12 protein-coding genes and 1 pseudogene are annotated in these 17396 nt (G+C 72.9%); 5 read left to right on the forward strand and 8 right to left on the reverse strand.

Going from position 1 to position 17396, the window contains the following annotated elements:
* Window positions 1-1944 (forward strand): SbcC/MukB-like Walker B domain-containing protein (locus ABT186_RS44630; protein WP_351930116.1); only part of this gene is annotated, 1944 nt, incomplete at its 5' end.
* A gap of 33 nt (window positions 1945-1977) precedes the next feature.
* Here the strand turns inward: ABT186_RS44630 and ABT186_RS44635 are convergent.
* Window positions 1978-2424 carry an Lrp/AsnC family transcriptional regulator gene (locus tag ABT186_RS44635; protein ID WP_351230134.1) on the reverse strand — a complete coding sequence of 149 codons (447 nt, stop codon included), beginning with the start codon at window positions 2422-2424 and terminating at the stop codon, window positions 1978-1980.
* A gap of 122 nt (window positions 2425-2546) precedes the next feature.
* Here ABT186_RS44635 and ABT186_RS44640 point away from each other — a divergent pair, with 122 nt between their 5' ends.
* Together ABT186_RS44640 and ABT186_RS44645 are read left to right on the forward strand one after the other, a co-directional pair.
* Window positions 2547-3032, forward strand: a complete 486-nt coding sequence (locus ABT186_RS44640; protein ID WP_351230136.1) for a rhodanese-like domain-containing protein — start codon at window positions 2547-2549, stop codon at window positions 3030-3032.
* A 63-nt stretch (window positions 3033-3095) separates the two neighbouring features.
* The gene (locus tag ABT186_RS44645) at window positions 3096-3611 is read left to right on the forward strand and encodes an immunity 21 family protein (RefSeq protein ID WP_351230138.1); all 516 of its coding nucleotides are present in this window, start codon (window positions 3096-3098) and stop codon (window positions 3609-3611) included.
* 196 nt (window positions 3612-3807) lie between these two features.
* Here the strand turns inward: ABT186_RS44645 and ABT186_RS44650 are convergent, their stop codons facing one another.
* Entirely contained in the window at window positions 3808-5502 is a 1695-nt protein-coding gene (locus ABT186_RS44650; protein ID WP_351930118.1) for a DUF885 domain-containing protein, read from the reverse strand.
* 55 nt (window positions 5503-5557) lie between these two features.
* Complete coding sequence (locus ABT186_RS44655; protein WP_351230142.1) at window positions 5558-6061, reverse strand: Lrp/AsnC family transcriptional regulator; 504 nt, start codon at window positions 6059-6061, stop codon at window positions 5558-5560.
* Between the two features lie 60 nt (window positions 6062-6121).
* Between ABT186_RS44655 and ABT186_RS44660 the strand changes: the two genes are divergently transcribed.
* Window positions 6122-7339: a trans-sulfuration enzyme family protein gene (locus tag ABT186_RS44660; RefSeq protein WP_351230144.1), complete on the forward strand. Its 1218-nt coding sequence runs from the start codon at window positions 6122-6124 to the stop codon at window positions 7337-7339.
* Between the two features lie 128 nt (window positions 7340-7467).
* Here ABT186_RS44660 and ABT186_RS44665 read toward each other — a convergent pair whose 3' ends face one another.
* From ABT186_RS44665 to pdxR, 5 genes are all read right to left on the reverse strand, one after another.
* Window positions 7468-8901 carry a GNAT family N-acetyltransferase gene (locus ABT186_RS44665; protein ID WP_351230146.1) on the reverse strand — a complete coding sequence of 478 codons (1434 nt, stop codon included), beginning with the start codon at window positions 8899-8901 and terminating at the stop codon, window positions 7468-7470.
* A 134-nt stretch (window positions 8902-9035) separates the two neighbouring features.
* Window positions 9036-11690 (reverse strand): DUF7824 domain-containing protein, encoded by a 2655-nt coding sequence (locus ABT186_RS44670; RefSeq protein WP_351930120.1) that lies wholly within the window; start codon window positions 11688-11690, stop codon window positions 9036-9038.
* Window positions 11687-13090 (reverse strand): SWIM zinc finger family protein, encoded by a 1404-nt coding sequence (locus tag ABT186_RS44675; protein ID WP_351930122.1) that lies wholly within the window; start codon window positions 13088-13090, stop codon window positions 11687-11689. The genes ABT186_RS44670 and ABT186_RS44675 overlap by 4 nt, the downstream gene beginning before the upstream one ends.
* A 211-nt stretch (window positions 13091-13301) precedes the next feature.
* Window positions 13302-14888 (reverse strand): alkaline phosphatase D family protein, encoded by a 1587-nt coding sequence (locus ABT186_RS44680; protein ID WP_351930124.1) that lies wholly within the window; start codon window positions 14886-14888, stop codon window positions 13302-13304.
* 122 nt (window positions 14889-15010) lie between these two features.
* Window positions 15011-16471: a MocR-like pyridoxine biosynthesis transcription factor PdxR gene (gene pdxR / locus ABT186_RS44685; protein WP_351930126.1), complete on the reverse strand. Its 1461-nt coding sequence runs from the start codon at window positions 16469-16471 to the stop codon at window positions 15011-15013.
* Window positions 16472-16518: 47 nt separating this feature from the next.
* Here pdxR and ABT186_RS44690 point away from each other — a divergent pair.
* Window positions 16519-17396 (forward strand): annotated as a pseudogene (locus ABT186_RS44690) (EamA family transporter); the annotation flags it as partial.

Here is a 17396-nt window from a genome sequence, read left to right on the forward strand (position 1 = left end):
GCGCGTGCCCGGCTCCCGGAGAGCTTCGCGGATGCCGGGGTGGCCGGGCTCGCCACAGCCGCGCGCCGGGCCGCCGAGGAGCTCGGTGGCCTCGAGTCGGCCCGCCGCGCCGAGCTGCGACTGGCCGAGCTCGTCAGGGACCGGGCGGACCTGGACCGCGAGGAGCGCGCCGACGAGGCGGTCCTTGAGGACGCCGAGGGCTGGCTCGCCGAGTGGGAGCAGACCCGTGCGGGGCTGCAGGCCCGGATCGACTCCGCCCAGGAGGCCGCCACCCGCGCCGAACAGCTCGCCGTGCAGCGCGAGCCCGCGCAGCAGCGGCTGAACGCGGCACGTCAGCGCGACCAGTTCGCCCGGGACACCGACGCGGCCCAGGCCCAGGCCCTCGCCTCGCGTGAACGCGCGCTGAAGGCCCACGAACGCTGGCTCGACCTCAAGGAGCAGCGCCTCAGGGGCATCGCCGCGGAACTCGCCGCCGGGCTCGTCGACGGCGAACCCTGCGCTGTCTGCGGCGCCACCGGGCACCCCGCGCCCGCGCGGAAGGTCGCCGGACACGTCGGCCGGGAGGCTGAGGAGCAGGCGCTCGCCGTCTACCGGCGCGCCGAGGAGGAGCGCGCCGAGGACGAACGGCGGCTCGGTGTCGTACGCGAGGCACTGGCCGCCGCCACCGCCGAGGCGGGCGACGCGCCCACCGACGAACTGGTCGGGCAGACCGATGAGTTGGAGCGGCTCTATGGCGCCGCGCGGGCGGGCGCAGCACAGCTGCACGCCGCGCAGGAGGAGCTGAGACGGGCCGAGCACGAGCGGGAACGGCGCGCCGCGGCCCAGCAGGAGGCCGCCCTGCGCGGGGCGGCCCGTGTCTCTCGGCGCGACATACTGGACCGCGAACGGGATGCCCTGGAAGCCGAGTTGAACCGCGCCCGGGGCGACGCGGTCAGCGTCTCCGCGCGCGCGGCGCAACTGGAGCGCCGCGCCGCCCTGCTCACCGAGGCCGCCGATGCCGCACGCGCCGCCGAGGACTCCGCGCAGCGGCTCAAGGACGCCGACGCGCGCCTCGCCGACGCGGCCTTCCGAGCCGGTTTCGACACCCCGCAGGCCGCGGCCGCCGCCCTCCTCGACGACGCGGCCCACCGCGAACTGCAACGAAGGCTCGACGCCTGGCAACAGGAGGAGGCCGCCGTGCGCGCGGTCCTCGCCGAGGCCGACACGACGGCCGCCGCCCAGCAGCCGCCCGCCGACCTCCACGGCGCCGAACGGGCCGCCGAGGCCGCGGCCCGCAGACTCCAGGAGGCGGTCTCCGCCCAGGACGCGGCGACCGGCCGCTGCACCGCACTCGACCGGCTGTCCGCACGCGTGACCGCCTCCGTACGACGGCTGGCGCCGCTGCGCGACGAGTACGACCGGGTGGCCCGGCTGGCGTCGCTGGCGGCCGGCACCTCCGCCGACAACGAACGCAAGATGCGCCTGGAGTCGTACGTTCTCGCCGCCCGCCTCGAACAGGTGGCGGCCGCCGCGACCGTACGACTGCAGCGCATGTCCTCGGGCCGCTACACCCTCGTCCACTCCGACGACCGCTCCGGACGCGGCCGCAGCGGCCTCGGACTGCACGTCGTCGACGCGTGGACCGGGCGGGAGCGCGACACGGCGACCCTCTCCGGCGGCGAGACGTTCTTCGCCTCCCTCGCGCTCGCCCTCGGCCTCGCGGACGTCGTCACCGACGAGGCCGGCGGGGTCCGCCTCGACACCCTCTTCATCGACGAGGGGTTCGGCAGCCTCGACGACCAGACCCTCGACGAGGTCCTCGACGTGCTCGACTCCCTGAGGGAGCGGGACCGCAGCGTGGGCATCGTCAGCCATGTCGCGGATCTGCGGCGGCGCATCCACGCACAGCTGGAGGTCGTCAAGGGCAGGACCGGTTCGGCCGTACGGCAGCGAGGAGCCGGCTGAGGCAGCTCAGCGGCCCAGGGGCGACAGGCAGGTTCAGCGGCCCAGGGGGCGGCGGGGCAGGGGTGAGGAGTACACGACGCTGGTCGTCACCGAGCCCAGCGCGCCGATCTTGCCCGACACCTGCTCCAGATGGCTCATCGAGCGCGCGGCGACCTTGATGACAAAGCAGTCGTCGCCGGTGACGTGGTGCGCCTCGAGGATCTCCGGCGTCGCGGCGACGAGGTCGTGGAACGGCTTGTAGTTGCCGTTCGGGTACCGCAACCGCACGAACGCCAGGATCGGCAGACCCAGGCGCTCCGGATCGACGACCGCCGCGTACCCCTGGATGACGCCTGCCTCCTCCAGCCTCCGGACCCGTTCGGTGACCGCGCTCGCGGACATCGAGACGGCACGGGCCAGCTCGGCATAGCTGGCGCGGCCCTCGCGCTGGAGGACGTCGAGGATGCGCCAGTCGGTGGCGTCCGGGGAATACGCGGTCATTCCCGAGAGATAGCAGGGGAATCATCGGCCGATCAAGGGGTGCGCCGTGGATCGCCCCTTCAGGATGTCGATCAACGACCGTAGATTTCCGGTCATCGAGACCCGCGAGGAAAGGTCAAACCATGAGCAACAGCACGACCGCCGCCGTCAACCCCGTCCTGCGCGTCGCCCCGGCCGCCCCCTCCGAGGCCGCCGCCTACTTCCGTGCCGGCCTCGCCTTCCACGCCGATGTGTCCGACGTCGCCGCCGCGCTCGCCGCCGACGGCGATCCCGGCTTCGTGGTCCTCGACTCACGTTCCACCGCGGCCTGGGACCAGGGCCACATCCCCGGCGCCCTCCACCTGCCCACCGCGCTCATCCCGGAGCAGGCCGGGCAACTCCTCGACAGGTCCGTGCCGGTGGTCACGTACTGCTGGGGGCCCGGCTGCAACGGGGCGACCCGGGCGGCCCTCGCCCTCGCCGAACTCGGCTTCCAGGTCAAGGAGATGCTCGGCGGCTTCGAGTACTGGGTGCGCGAGGGCTTCGCGTACGAGACCTGGGAGGGACGCGAGCGCCGCGCCGCCGACCCGCTGACGGCGCCGCTGGAAACAGGGGACTGCGGCTGCTGACCGTGCCCGCCCACGGCGCGGAAGCTGTGCCTCCGCTGCGGCTTGTGCGTGTAGCTTCTGGGCATGGCCAGATACGCGGATCCAGGTGCGGTCGAGTGGGTGGAGTCGGGCGGCGGGCCGCTCATCGCGGTCCCCGAGGTGGTGCTGCCGTTCTGGGCGGGCGCCGACGGCGACGATCTCTCCTCCGACTACGACCGGGCCTGTGAGGTCGACGGGCACATCGGTCTCCTGCCCGTCGGCGACACCCGCGCCCTGGTCCTCGGTGACGAGCCCGCCTCCACCGCTTTCCTTCCGGAGCACGGCACGTTCGTACGATGGCGCGCCGCGGACTCCGAGGCCGCACTCCTGGCCCGGGTCCCCGAGGCGCTTCAGGCGGCGGAGTGGGAGCCGGCGGTGCAGTGGGACGTACCCGGCGCCGTCGTGCTGTTCGATGCCGCCTGGCCCGGCAACGAGTCCGAGCGCACCGACCATGTGCGCGTGGCGTTCGAACCGGGGCGGTACTCGGTACGGGCGGCGTATGTGGAGCCCGGACCGGAGGTATGGGTGGGGCTCGTACAGGTGCAGAGGACCGGGGGCTGACGGTTCGGGTACGGCCGGGGGAGAGGACCGGGGCTGACGGACCGGCTACCGCCCGCCGGAAGTCCGGAGGCGCCACCGGGCGAGCCGGCATGCGGGGATCGGATACACGGTGGCCCGGCGGCCGACCGCGTACCGCTGCTGCAGACGCTGACGGCCGGACCCACGGGATGACGTGGGCCCGGCCGCTCGCGCGCGGTCAGAGCCGGGACAATTCGTCCACCAGGTCGTCCAGGCCCAGCGCCCCCTGCGAGAGCGCCGCCATGTGCCAGGCCTTCGGGTCGAACGCGTCGCCGTGGCGCTTCCTGGCGTTCTCGCGGCCCAGCAGCCAGGCCCGTTCGCCCAGCTTGTAGCCGATCGCCTGGCCTGCCATCGAGAGGTAGCGGATCAGCTCGCTCTCCACGAAGTCCGCCGGGCGGCTGCTGTGCGCCCCGAAGAACTCCTGCGCCAGCTCCGGAGTCCACCGCTCGCCCGGGTGGAACGGCGAGTCCGCCGGAATCTCCAGCTCCAGATGCATGCCGATGTCGATGATGACGCGCACCGCACGCATCATCTGCGCGTCCAGGTAACCGAGTCGCTGCTCCGGGTCCGTGAGGAAGCCCAGCTCGTCCATCAGGCGCTCCGCGTACAGGGCCCAGCCCTCGCAATTGGCGCTCACACCGCCCACCGTGGCCTGGTAGCGGGAGAGGTCGTCGGCCACGTGCGCCCACTGGGCCAGCTGGAGATGGTGGCCGGGGACGCCCTCGTGGTACCAGGTCGAGACGAGGTCATAGACCGGGAAGCGGGTCTGCCCCATCGTCGGTAGCCAGGTCCGGCCCGGGCGGGAGAAGTCGGCGGACGGCGCCGTGTAGTACGGTGCCGCCGCGCTGCCGGGCGGCGCGATGCACGACTCCACCTTGCGCACCCGCTCGGCGAGTTCGAAGTGCGTTCCGTCCAGCTTCTCGATCGCCTCGTCCATCAGGCCCTGCAACCACGCGCGGACCTCGTCGACACCCTCGATGTGCGTGCCGTGCTCGTCGAGGTGCGCGAGCGCCACCCAGGGGGTCTCGGCGCCGGGCAGGACCTTCTCGGCCTCCGTCTTCATCTCGCCGAGGATGCGGTGGTACTCGGACCAGCCGTATGCGTACGCCTCGTCGAGGTCCAGGTCCGTACCGTTGAAGTAGCGTGCGAAGCGGGCGTAGCGCTCGCGGCCGACCGTGTTCGGCGCGCCCTCGGTGGCCGGCGCATACACGTCGCGGACCCAGTCCCGCAGCTCGACGATGGCCGCCGTCGCCGCACGGGCGGCCTCGTCCAGCTCCGTACGCAGTGACTCGGGCCCCTGGGACGCGAAGTCCTCGAACCAGCCGTGGCCCTCGCCGTCCGTGTCCGACCACTCGGTGAGCTGCTCGATGAAGGTCGCCGTGGGGCGCGGGCCCGCGTACAGCTTGCGCTCCAGGCCGAGGGTGAGCGACTCGCGGTAGCCGCGCAGAGCGGTCGGCACGGCGCGCAGCCGCTCGGCGATCGCCGCCCAGTCCTCGTCCGTCGCCGTGGGGGTGATGGTGAAGACATCGCGCACGGAGTGCACCGGGCTGTGCAGGTTGCTCACGGTCCTGAGGCCTTCGTCGGCCTCGTGCACGGCGAGCTCGGCGGTGAGCCGCTCGCGCAACAGACGTGCGCACCGGCGCTCGATGTCACTGTCCGCGCCCGGTTGGCGCTCCGCCTCGTCGAGCCGCGCTAGGGTCGCCCGCGCCAGCTCCGCGAGCGACTCCTGGCCCGCGGGTGAGGTGTCGGGCAGTTTGCTCGAACTCTCCTTCACACCGAGGTAGGTGCCGGTGACCGGGTCGAGGGCGACGAGGGCGTCGACATAGGCGTCGGCGACCTCCCGGGGCAGGGGGCTCTTCGTGGTCTCTGACATGCGGACCATCCTCATATGGAGACATGGCCCGCGTCACGGGGATTCCGCGCTCGGCTCATACCGGTTCAACCGGTTTCGGCAAGGCGTGTCCGGGCGGCAACAGCGGGCCGCAGTCCCACTGCTGGAAGATCAGCCGGGTCTCCACCCGTGCCACCTCCCGCCGCGCCGTGAACTCGTCGAGCACCAGCCGCTGAAGGTCGGCCATGTCAGCGACCGCGACATGCACCAGATAGTCGTCCGGCCCGGTGAGATGGAAGACCGTTCGGGATTCCGGCAGCGCCCGGATCCGGTCCACGAAGGGCCCCACCAACTCCCGCCGGTGCGGTCTGACCTGCACCGACAGCAGCGCTTCGAGGCCGCGCCCCAGTTTCGCCGGGTCCAGCCGTAGCTGATGGCCGAGAATCACTCCCGAGCGGCGCAGCCTGGTCACCCGGTCGAGACAGGTCGAGGGTGCGACCCCGACCTGTGCCGCGAGCTCGCGGTACGTCGTCCGGGCGTCGTTCTGCAGGAGCCGCAGCAGATGGAGATCCACCGGGTCCAGTACGACAGATTCGGCCATGCGCCGAACGTAACACGGGATTCGGCGTCATGACCCCGGCCGGTGTTCACTCTGCCGTCCATGGATTCCCGTACTCATGACGCGCAGGACGGATTCCCCGTCGAAGGCCTTCCCGCCCGCCGGGCCCTCGCCACCGAGGCCGTGCACGCCGGACGCGAGGACCTCGCCTCGCTGGGGCTGCATGCCCCGCCCCTCGACCTCTCCACGACCTACCCCTCACGGGACAGCCGCGGCGAGGCCGCCCGTATCGACGCCTTCGCCGTAGACGGCGCGGAGCCGGAGGGCCCGCCCGTCTACGGGCGGCTCGGCAATCCCACCGTCGCCCGCTTCGAGACCGCGCTCGCCCGGCTCGAAGGCACCGAGAGTGCCGTCGCCTTCGCGAGCGGTATGGCCGCGCTGAGCGCCGTCCTGCTCGTACGGAACGCGCTCGGTCTGCGCCATGTCGTCGCCGTACGACCGCTGTACGGGTGCAGCGACCATCTGCTGACCGCCGGGCTGCTGGGCTCCGAGGTGACCTGGGTCGACCCGGCGGGCATCGCGGAGGCGCTGCGCCCCGACACCGGCCTCGTCATGGTCGAGTCGCCGGCCAACCCGACGCTCGCGGAACTCGACCTGCGCGCGGTCGCCCACGACTGCGGCTCGGTCCCGCTGCTGGCGGACAACACCTTTGCCACTCCCGTCCTGCAACGCCCCGCCGGGCAGGGGGCGCGACTGGTGCTGCACAGCGCCACGAAGTACCTCGGCGGGCACGGCGATGTGATGGGCGGGGTGGTGGCCTGCGACGAGGAAATGGCGCGCCGGCTGCGTCAGGTGCGCTTCGCGACGGGCGCCGTGCTCCATCCGCTCGCCGGCTATCTGCTGCTGCGCGGGCTGTCGACGCTGCCGATACGGGTCCGGGCCGCGTCCTCCACCGCCGCCGAACTCGCCCGCCGGCTCGCCGCCGACCCGCGGGTCGCCCGCGTCCACTATCCGCGGATCGGTGGCGCGATGATCGCCTTCGAGGTGCACGGCGACCCGCACGCGGTGATCGGCGGGGTCCGGCTGATCACTCCCGCGGTGAGCCTCGGCAGCGTCGACACCCTCATCCAGCACCCTGCGTCGATCAGCCACCGCATCGTCGACGAGACCGACCGCCGGGGTGCCGGGGTGAGCGACCGGTTGCTGCGGCTGTCGGTGGGCCTGGAGGACGTCGAGGACCTGTGGGCCGATCTGGAGGGCGCGTTGGGGGCGGAACATGCCGTGGGCGAGCGGCGGCGGGAGGAGGTTGTGGGGCGGTAGACGGGGGTCCGGGGGTTCGGCGGCCACCGATCGCCCGGCCGCCGCCCCCACCGCACGCAGAACGGCCCGGCGGAGTACGCCGGGCCGTTGCCCACGTCATGGGCGTCGTGCGCGATGGGCGCCCCGTGTCAGTCCTGCGCGCCCCTCCCGCTGCGCTGCTCGCACGCCTCCCCGTAGGGCAGGCGCGAGGCCACCGGGGTCGCGTCCAGCCGGGCCGTGATGACGAGGGTGCCCTCCTCGATCTGGTAGTCGAGGGGCAGTCCGAGGCCGCGCATGGCGGCGACCATGCCCGTGTTGGATGCCTGCGTGACCGCGTAGACGTTCCCGCAGCCCGCCTCGACCGCCATCGTCACAAGACGCCCGAGGAGTTCGCTGCCGACCCCGCGCCGCTGCCAGTCGTCCTCGACGAGCAGCGCGATCTCCGTCTCGTCGCCGTCCCACAGCAGATGACCGAGGCCGACGATCCGGCCTGACGCGGTATGCACCGCCAGGGTCCGTCCGAACCGCGGGCTGAGCAGGTGGTTGAGGTAGCGGTCCGCGTCGCCGACCGGTCCGTGGTAGCGCATCCTCAGCGTGCGGGGCGAGCAGCGGGCGTGCATCTCCTTGGCGGCCTCGAGGTCGGTGGCGTCGGCCCGTCGTACCGTGATCGCATTGCCCTCCGGCAGCGTCAGCACGTCCTGGTTGCGGGGGATGCGCGGACCGAGTCGCGCGTCCAGCTCCACCAGCGCCCGCGCCCGCGCGAACTCCGTCGGCGTGAACGGCAGATACGGCCGCTCGACTGTGATCACCCCGCCCTCCGGCGCCCGTAGACGCATCACCGTGTCCTCCAGGGCGCCCTCGACGGGAGCGTCCTCCTCCGCCCGGCCGGAGCCGGGAGAGACGGCGGGCAGGGAGCGGATGGTGCACCGGCCGAGCAACTGCCGTATTGCGAGCGGCAGTTCCGCCGCGTCCAGGGCGGTGCGGGTGGCCAGGCTGAGGACTCGGGTCGGGGCGTCCACCAGGTCGTGCGCGTCGGCCCGCTCGATCCAGGTCTCGGCGCCGCCGGCCCGCGAGACGGCCCGGGTGATCTCGGCCGCCTCCTGCTGCGCCTGTGCCCGCAGCAGGAATTCGTCGACCGTGCCCTGCGCCAGCGGGTGCGTCTGCAGGCTCAGGATGTCGATCCGCAGTCCCGCCAGCGCCGTGCACAGCGCGGCCAGCGAACCCGGCTCGTCCTTTACTGTCGTCCGCATCCGCCACAGCGCGGTCGGCCCGTCGGCCGCGTCGGTCTCCGACGGCCCGGCCTGCTGTCCCTCGGAGGGCGGCCGGGCGCCGGTATCACTCGTGGGCGGGGCGTGACCGTGGCGGCGTGCCCACCATGTGTGGAAGCCGACCGTCGCGACCAGCGCCACCGCCGACAGCACCAGCAGGGCGGGGCCGTCGGGCCCGTGCCCGACCAGGTCGGCCGTCACGTCCGCCACCGCGACGGCTGTGAACAGCGCGGCGAGTTCGATCACGTCCCGCCGCCAGTGATGCACCGGGCGACCGTGCTTCGCACGCGTCACATCAGATACGTCTCGAGTCATGCAACCACTGTGAAGGCGGGGTGTTGCGTGATCACAAACGCTCTGTGACTGATGGGTAAAGCGTCATTCTGTCCTTTTTGTTGTATTTTTGACAAAGGTTTTGAGCGTCGCCACGTTGCCCGCAACGTGCCTGGTCAGACGGCGCTCTCCCGGGCCAGTGATGCCCGCAGCCGGCGCGCCTGGGTAACGAGCCGGGACGACCCCCCGCGGCCCGCCACCTGTGCCAGATGGGCGACGTCCCCGCGCGCACCGGTCTGCTCGACGCACTCGGCGGCAACCGCCAGCAGATCTCCGAGCCCCCGGGCCGGAGTCGCGGCCGCGCCCGACGCGGGGCTCGCCAGGTCCGCAAGCAGGAGGGGCAGGGCCTCGCGGAGCACCTCCCAGACCGTGGAGTACGCGCCCGTGGCCGATGTCGTGCGTATGGACTCGGCGAGCCGTGACGGCTTCACGGCTCCGTGGCGGATCAACTCGCCGAGGTCCGCCCCGATCCTCCCGGCGTCGAGCTGACCCCGGGCGGCCAGGACGAGCAGCGCGTCCACGGCGCTCAGCCGGTCCTGCGGATGACGCGCGCCGAGGCCGTACGCCACGCACAGATGGACCGCGTCACCCGCCTCACCCTCGGCCTCGGCAAGGAACGGCAGTACGGCCGCACCGCCGCGCGTGTCGTCCACCGCGACTGCCGACACATCGCGCAGCACGCGAGCGGCGGCCAGTTCCCGCCGCCCCGGCACCACGGCGAGCCAGTACCGGTGCTGGTCCCTGTCCCAGTGGGAGCAGTACCAGTTGTCCGTGTAGACGGAGAGGGGGCGGCCCAACCGCTGGAACTCCGCCGGGAACCCGTCCTGCAGCTCCGGGAGTTCAGCGAGCTCGACGAGGATGCGCGCGCCCGCGGTCCGCCGCCGCTGTGCCGGCAGGAGGGGCCCTTGGGCGGTGAGCCAACGGGCCAGCCGGTCGCCCTCCGCGGTGCCGAGGGCCGCCGCCATCTGCGCGGCCGTCGAGGCAGCCGGCCGGTCGTCGCGCCGCACGCGCAGCAGGGCCTGGGCGAAGTCGGCCGCGCCGGGCCGGGCGTCCAGCCGCCGGTAGGTGTCGAGGCGCGCCACCAGCTCGTCCGGCTCCAGCAAACCGGTGTCCCAGGTGGGCGTGGCGAGCAGGAACGGCAGCCGTTCCTCCGTGCGCAGCCGGTACGCCACCTCCCACAGGCGGGCGTCGAAGGCGCGGGAGAGCCCGCTGTGCACGCACCCGCGCTCCGTGCTCCCCTGGCGGGCTGCTGCCTGCAGCGTCCCGATGCGGACCCGTCCGAACAGGGCGGCGAGGACGACCTCCAGTCCGAAGGGATCGTCGCGGAAGAAATCGTCCGCCTTGAAGTGCTGTGGTTCGGCCTCGATCCACCAGCGCCGCGCCAGCACCGGCTCCAGAGCCTCCACCAGCGCCGCCCGGTCCCGGTGGGCATGTCGCACCAGGCCGTCCAGCGTCCGCTCGAACGCCGTCACCTCACCGCCCGAGGCCGGCAATGCCCCGACTTCCTCGGCCAGTTCGGCAGCCGATTCCGGGGCAGGGGCAAGCCGGGCCGGAACCGGGACCGGCGGCAGCAGTTCCTCGTAGGGCTCGGCCTCGGCCAGATCCCCGACCGTCTCCGCGCCGAGGAGCCGCGCCGCACGATCCCGCAAGCCGGGCACCAACTGGACGGCGGCCTGGGTGAGTTCGGCCCGTACGTCCACACCGTCGAGCGCGGCCTCATGACGCTCCACGAGCTTGAGCGCCCGTTCCTGCACATCCGAGTCCTCGTGCCCGAACGCCTGCGCCACCGCGGGCAGCAGCTCGGGCGCGGCGCCCGGATCGCGTCGCAGGACCTTGCCCAGCAGGACGAACTGGGCCCGTACGAGTTTCTTCTCCGGACGGAACAGGACGCCCTCGGACATCTCCACGAGCCGGCGCACCGTCATCTCGCCGTCCAGGGCGAGGGACGCCAGCACCGACTGGGCATGCGACGCCACCGTCGAGGGTGCGCCGGCGGTCAGGGCCAGCCAGTCGGCCGTGTGCTCCTTCTGCTCGTCCCGGGTGAGCTCGAGCGAGACCAGCAGGCTCAGGAACACCCGCAGGTCGGCCGGGGAACCGCCCCGCAGCAACCGGGCCACGCAGGCGCCGACCATGGCACCGCGTTCGAGGACGCCCTCCTGGGTGAGCTGTGCGAGCGCGGTCGTCCAGCTGTAGGGCCCCTTGCCATAGTGCCATTCCCAGAGGGTGCCGAGGTCGCCCGCTTCGAAGAGAGCCGCGACGAGCTCGGGCAGATGAGGGTCCTTGCGCAGCCGGTCGACCAGCGTCCCGCTGCGAAACTGCGTGGCGATGTGGCGCATCCAGCCCTGCACGTAGGCGTCCGTCGTGGGCACCGCGCAGCCGGAGAGCCGCACGAGACCCGCCATGAGGGCGTACGGCACATCGGACGAGACCGGGCGCGCGGCCAACCGGTGCGTCACATCCGCGAGCCAAGCGGGCTCACGGTCGCCGAGCACATCGAGCAGTACGGAGGTCGGGGCCGGTGACCAGCGCAGATCGGCCCCGGCGAGCCAGGTGGCCACGGCGGCGGCCCCTGTCTGGCAGGCCGCGCCCGCAGCGTGCAGCGCGGGATACGCGCGACGGGACCGGTTCTCCCAGGGCGCCTTCCGCAACTCGACGCGCAGCTGCTTCAACTCAGGGAAATGCACGCGCCGTTCGGGGTCCGGCATCCCATCGAGGAGGCTCACCACCTCCGCCGTCCGGCCCGCCCGTACCGCCTCCACCAGTGAACTCATCGCGCGCCCCCGTCGATCCGAACCGTCCCCCGCTTCACCCGCGCCCCGCGGCGCACCATCCGCACCGCCAGGGCGTGCTTGCACGGCCCGCGTCCCCCGCGGTACCTGGCCCACCACGGACACGAGCAGCTCAGCCGCCCCGCCTCCTCGCGGACCCGGTGCACATGACCGTCCTCCGCGGTCACCGTCCCCAGCGCCCCCGCCACGGACACCGCACCCGCCTCCACCAGGGCGCGTGCCGACCGGAGCCGGGGATTGTGCCGCTCCACGCGCTCCGCGTCGTAGGGCAGTTCACGGTGGAAGTACGCCGCCTCCGCCGTGTCGTACCCCACGCGTCCCGAGGTGCCGAGGCGAACCAGAGCCGCGCGCACCCGCTCAGCCGGCAGCCCGGACGCGGCGGCGAGCTCTGTCACCTCGACACGCGGCTCCCACGCCAGGAGCACGGCGATCAACTCCGCGTCCCCGGCCGCCTCGTCGGTGGCGAGGGCGTCCAGCACCCCGCCCTCGCCCGAGAAGCCTCGTGCGGCCTCCGGCGACAGCGTGAGCGTCAGCCGCATACCGGGCAGAACGACCTCCCAGGCACTGGCCGCCGCCGGGGCGCCCATGAACGGCGGGCCGTACACCCGAAGCGCCGTCGCATGGCGCAGCACCCGCTGCAGTGCGACCAGCCGCTCCGGCCCCGGCAGGCACACCGCCCCGGGCACCGGCCGCGTCGTCGGCCGCAGCCCGCGTCCCGCCGTCACCACCCACTGCGCGCCCCGGGACGCCCCGCGCGCGGTGCCCCGCGGCAGCGAGCGCAGAAACCGCACGGCCTCGGCCGCGGGCAGCTCGGCCCGCAGGTCGAAGCCGACCGCGATCACCTGGGCCTCGGCGAAACCACGCAGCCAGCGGTCCGGCAGCGGCACCTTCTTCTCGACCACAGGCCCGTCCAGGGTCGTGACCGCCATCTCGTCCGGACCGACCCGCAGATGCAGCGGATCGTCCGTGCCGATCCGCGACAGCGCCTCGCGCAAGGGGTTGTTGACGTCCACATTGGTCGTGCCGTGGCCCACCTCACCGCCGTCCAGGCCCGCGGCCAGGACGTCCAGGCGGGCGTACACGCCGCCGCAGCCCGAGAACGACTCGAAGCGGAGCCGGTCGCCGTTGCCCGTGACCACCGGGTCCAGGGACGCGCGCAGCTGCTGCTGGTGGTAGCGGGCCGCCGCCACGTCCGCGACCGCCAGCAGCCCCGCGGACGCCACCTGAGGATGCGTCAGGAAACCCGCGAAGAACCGCGGATGGTCCTCGATCCCCGCGGGTATCGCTCCGCGCGAGGTCTCGAGTCCGAGCCGCCGTCCGCCCGGTGCGGACTCCAGCACGGAGGGTCGGGTGTAGGCCACGGCCTGCAGAGATCGCGTCATGTGAAAAACCGTAGAGGCGACCACTGACAATCGGCCTGACCTGCAGAAACTCCGCGGTGTGGGGGTCGGCGACAGACGGAACGCCGCGCACCGGGGGATGACTCCGGTGCGCGGCGTGGTGACCGAGGGTACGCGAGCCGGGGGCAGATCGTGGAACCGGCGTCGCGGCCGCGGCCACCCACGTCGGCAATCCGCCTGGATCGCAAGCGAGTTACTGCCCGACGCGCCCCGGCTGCAGCACCTGCGTGAACAGCACGGTCCCGTCCTGCTCGCGCAGCCGGACCGTCAGCTCCCCGCTGTCTCCGTCGATGTCGACCTCACCGAAGAACTGGTAACCGCCCGCGGGGGAGACGTTCGGTGTCGTCGGCGCCTTCACGAACACCCGCTCCGGCCCGAATGTGTTGTCGAGGGCGTTCGCCGGGAACGCACCGGCGTTGAGCGGGCCCGAGACGAACTCCCAGAATGGTTCGAAGTCGGTGAAGGCGGCCCGCGAGGGCTGGTAGTGCTGGGCCGATGTGTGGTGGACGTCGGCCGTCAGCCACACCGTGCCCGTGATCTTCCGGTGTTTGATGAACCGCAGCAGCTCCGCGATCTGCAGCTCACGTCCGAGCGGCGCGCCCGGGTCGCCCTGCGCGACGGCCTCGAAGTTGGGCTTGCTCTCCATGGGGTCCGGCACGACCAGGCCCAGCGGCATGTCCGCGGCGATCACCTTCCACACCGCGCGCGAACGCGCGAGCTCCCGCTTGAGCCACTCCAGCTGCTCGGCGCCGAGGATGCCCTGCGGGTCGACGGTCTGGTTGTCGGGCGAGTTGGCGTTGCGGTAGGTGCGCATGTCGAGGACGAAGACGTCCAGCAGGGGACCGTGGCGCATGACCCGGTACACCCGGCCGTTCTTGTCGCCCGGCGCCAGCGTCGAGATCGGGAAGTACTCGCTGAACGCACGCCGGGCGCGGGCGGCGAGCACGTCGATGCTCTTCTCGGTGTAGCGGGTGTCGGAGGAGGCGATCACCTCGCCGGGGTACCAGTTGTTGCGGACCTCGTGGTCGTCCCACTGGATGATGGACGGCACCTGGGCGTTGAACCGCTTGAGGTTCTCGTCCAGCAGGTTGTAACGGAAGTTGCCGCGGTACTCGGCCAGGGTCTCGGCGACCTTGGACTTCTCCTCGGTGGTGATGTTCCGCCAGGTGCTGCCGTCGGGCAGGGCCTGGGTCGCCGAGATCGGCCCGTCGGCGTAGATGTTGTCGCCGCTGCAGATGAAGAAGTCGGGGTCGAGCTTCGCCATGGCGTTGTAGATCGTGTAACCGCTGAAGTCCGGGTTGATGCCCCAGCCCTGGCCCGCCAGGTCGCCCGACCACAGGAAGCGCACCCCGCGGCGTCGCCCGAGCGGCGTCGTGCGGAAGGTGCCGGTCACGGGCTCACCGGTGCGCCGAGGGTCGTCCGGGTCGGCCAGGAGCACGCGGTAGTGGATCTGCTCGCCCGCCGGCAGCCCGCGCAGCGACGTGGTGCCCGTGAAGTCCGTGTCCGCGCCCAGCAGCGGACCCTCCCATCTGCGCGGGTTGCGGAACGACTCCGTCGCCGCGGTCTCCACGATCATCCGGGCGGGGCGGTCGGAGCGTACCCAGACAAGACCGGAGTGGGCGGTCACATCTCCGGCCTGGACGCCCCATCCCGCCTTCGGACGCCCCGACAGAGCGAACGCCGGTGCCGCGCCGAGCGCGGTGGGCAGAGTCAGGGCCGCCGACGCGGCCAGGGAGCCGCGCAGGACGCTGCGGCGGCCGGGGAAGGGACGGTGTGACATGGAGCGCCTCCAGGGACGGGTTCCGGCCAATGGGCACTGTCACAACTACTGGTGCGCCGCAGCGCACACGGAAACCACAAGTGAACAACTGACCGCGGCGACACGGGGAGCTCGGTCGCGCTTCACGCGCGTGTGGCGTCCGCCATCACCCGTACGCCCTCCCGGATCCGCGCGGGCGACAGATGCCCGTACCCGATGACCAGCCGTACACCGTCGCCGGCCGACGCGCCGTACGCGGCCAGCGGGCGCACCGCCACCCGGGCCGCGGCCGCCCGCTCCAGAAAGCGGTCGAGTGGTCCGTGCCGCCCGGGCAGACGCGCGATGACATGCAGACCGGCCGCGATCCCGGACACCTCGACCCCGGGAAAGTGCTCCTCCAAGGCCGACACCAGGACGTCGCGGCGCTCCTTGTAGGCGCGCTGGCAGCGGCGCAGATGCCGGTCGTAGTCGCCGCGCTCCACGAACCTGGCCAGCAGCGCCTGGTCGACGACCGGGTGCCCGAGGTCCATGGTCCGCTTGCGCTCGACGACCTCCTCGGCGAACGCCTGAGGGACGAGCAGCCAGCCGAGCCGCAGCCCCGGGGCGAGCGACTTGCTGACCGACCCCGTGTACGCGACGTGTTCGGGGTCGAGCCCCTGCAGCGCACCCACCGGGGCGCGGTCGTAGCGGAAGTCCCCGTCGTAGTCGTCCTCGATCACGAGCCCGTCCACCGAGCGCGCCCAGTCCAGCAGTGCGGCGCGGCGCCGTGCGGAGTACGCGATCCCGGAGGGGAACTGATGGGCGGGTGTTGTCACTACGGCCCGGACCTGGGCCTCGCGCAGGGGCCCCATTGCCGGCCCCTCCTCGTCCAGAGGCAGTGGCACGGCACCGATGCCGGCGGAGGCGTACAGGGCGCCGTGGTCGGGGCTGCCCGGGTCCTCGACGCCGACGGTGCGCACCCCGCGCGCGTGGAGCACGCAGCCCAGCAGCGTGATCGCCTGGGCCACTCCGGAGACGACCACGATCCGCTCCGGGTCGGCGACCACACCCCTGCGCCGCGCCAGCAGTCCGGCGAGCGCGGTCCGCAGGCGGGGCAGCCCGCGTGGGTCCGGATAGCCCAGGGCGGAGTGGGGGAGTTCGGCCAGCACGCCGCGGTGGGCTGCGGCCCATGCCGCGCGCGGGAACAGCGACAGATCCGGTGTTCCGGGCAGGAAGTCGGCGCGGGCGCCGAGGGAGCGCGGTGCGAGGTCACGCGCGCCCGGGTGGGCCGCCCGTACCGCGCCGCCCACCCAGGTCCCTGCGCCCCGGCTGCTGCGGAGGTATCCCTCGGCGGTCAGTTGCTCGTACGCCTCCGTCACCAGTCCTCGCGACACGCCGAGGTCGGCGGCGAGTTCACGGGTCGACGGCAGCCGGGTGCCCGCCGCGAGCCGACCGGAACGGACCGCCTCCCGCAGCGCGGCCTGCAATGTTCGCCCACGCGCGCGTGCCGGTGCCTGGGCGGCCGGAAGCAGCACCTCCCAGGCGGCGGCCCAGGACGCCGGCCCATCCGGTGCGGAGCGCGCCTGCCCGGGCGTCGCCCCCGAATTGGTCCCCGATGACGTCATGAAAGTGGACCTTAAACGGGACCGCCGCTCTCCCTAGCGTCGCCTGCATGAACGCCACCACTGCCCGCGGGGCCCTGCTCGCCGCCCTCGCCTGCGTCCTCGTCGGAGGCTCCTTCACCGCCAACAGCGTCCTGGGCCACTACCCGTACGCGGGCGGCCAGTTCCTGCGCTAAGGCCTGGCCTGTCTGCTGCTCCTTCCCTTGGTCAGGGGTGGCACGGTGGCCCTGCGCCGTCTGCGGCCGGGCCAGTGGCTGCGTCTCTCCCTGCTCGCCGCGGTCGGGATGGTGGGGTTCAACCTCGCGGTGATCGCCGCCGAGCGCTCCGCGGAGCCGGCGGTTCCGGGGGTCTTCGTGGGGTGCGCCCCGGTGGTCGTCGCGGTCGTCGTGCCGCTCCTGGAGGGGCGACGGCCCCAGCGGCGCGTGCTGTACGGGGCATCGCTGGTGGCGGTCGGCGCCTTCGCGGTCCAGGGCTGGGGGCGTACGGACGGCGCCGGAATCGGCTTGTCCGTGTGCGCGCTCGCCGGTGAGGTCGGTTTCGCCGTGCTCGCCGTGCCCGTGCTGCGGCCGTTGGGGCCGAGGCTGCTGTCGGCCACCGTCTGCGGGATCGCCGCGGCGGAGTCGGCGGCGGCCGGGCTGCTCATGGACGGCGCCGACTGGCTGCGGGTACCGGACCGCACGGAGGCCGCCGCGCTGCTGTGGCAGGCGGCGGTCGTCACGGTCGTCGGCTTCGTGTGCTGGTACATGGGCATGCAGCGCATCGGCGCGGAGCGTGCCACCCTCTTCTCCGGCCTCATCCCGGTCGCCGCCGCCTGCACGGCGCCTGTCGTCGGCACCGGCGCGTACGGGGCCGCTCAAGCGGCTGGAAGCGCGCTGGTCGGCGCCGGAGTGGCCCTGGGCTCGGGCGCGTTGAGCCTGGGACGCCGACC

Origin of the sequence: Streptomyces sp. NPDC001634 (genome assembly GCF_040298185.1) — a bacterium.
Classification (GTDB): Bacteria; Actinomycetota; Actinomycetes; order Streptomycetales; family Streptomycetaceae; genus Streptomyces.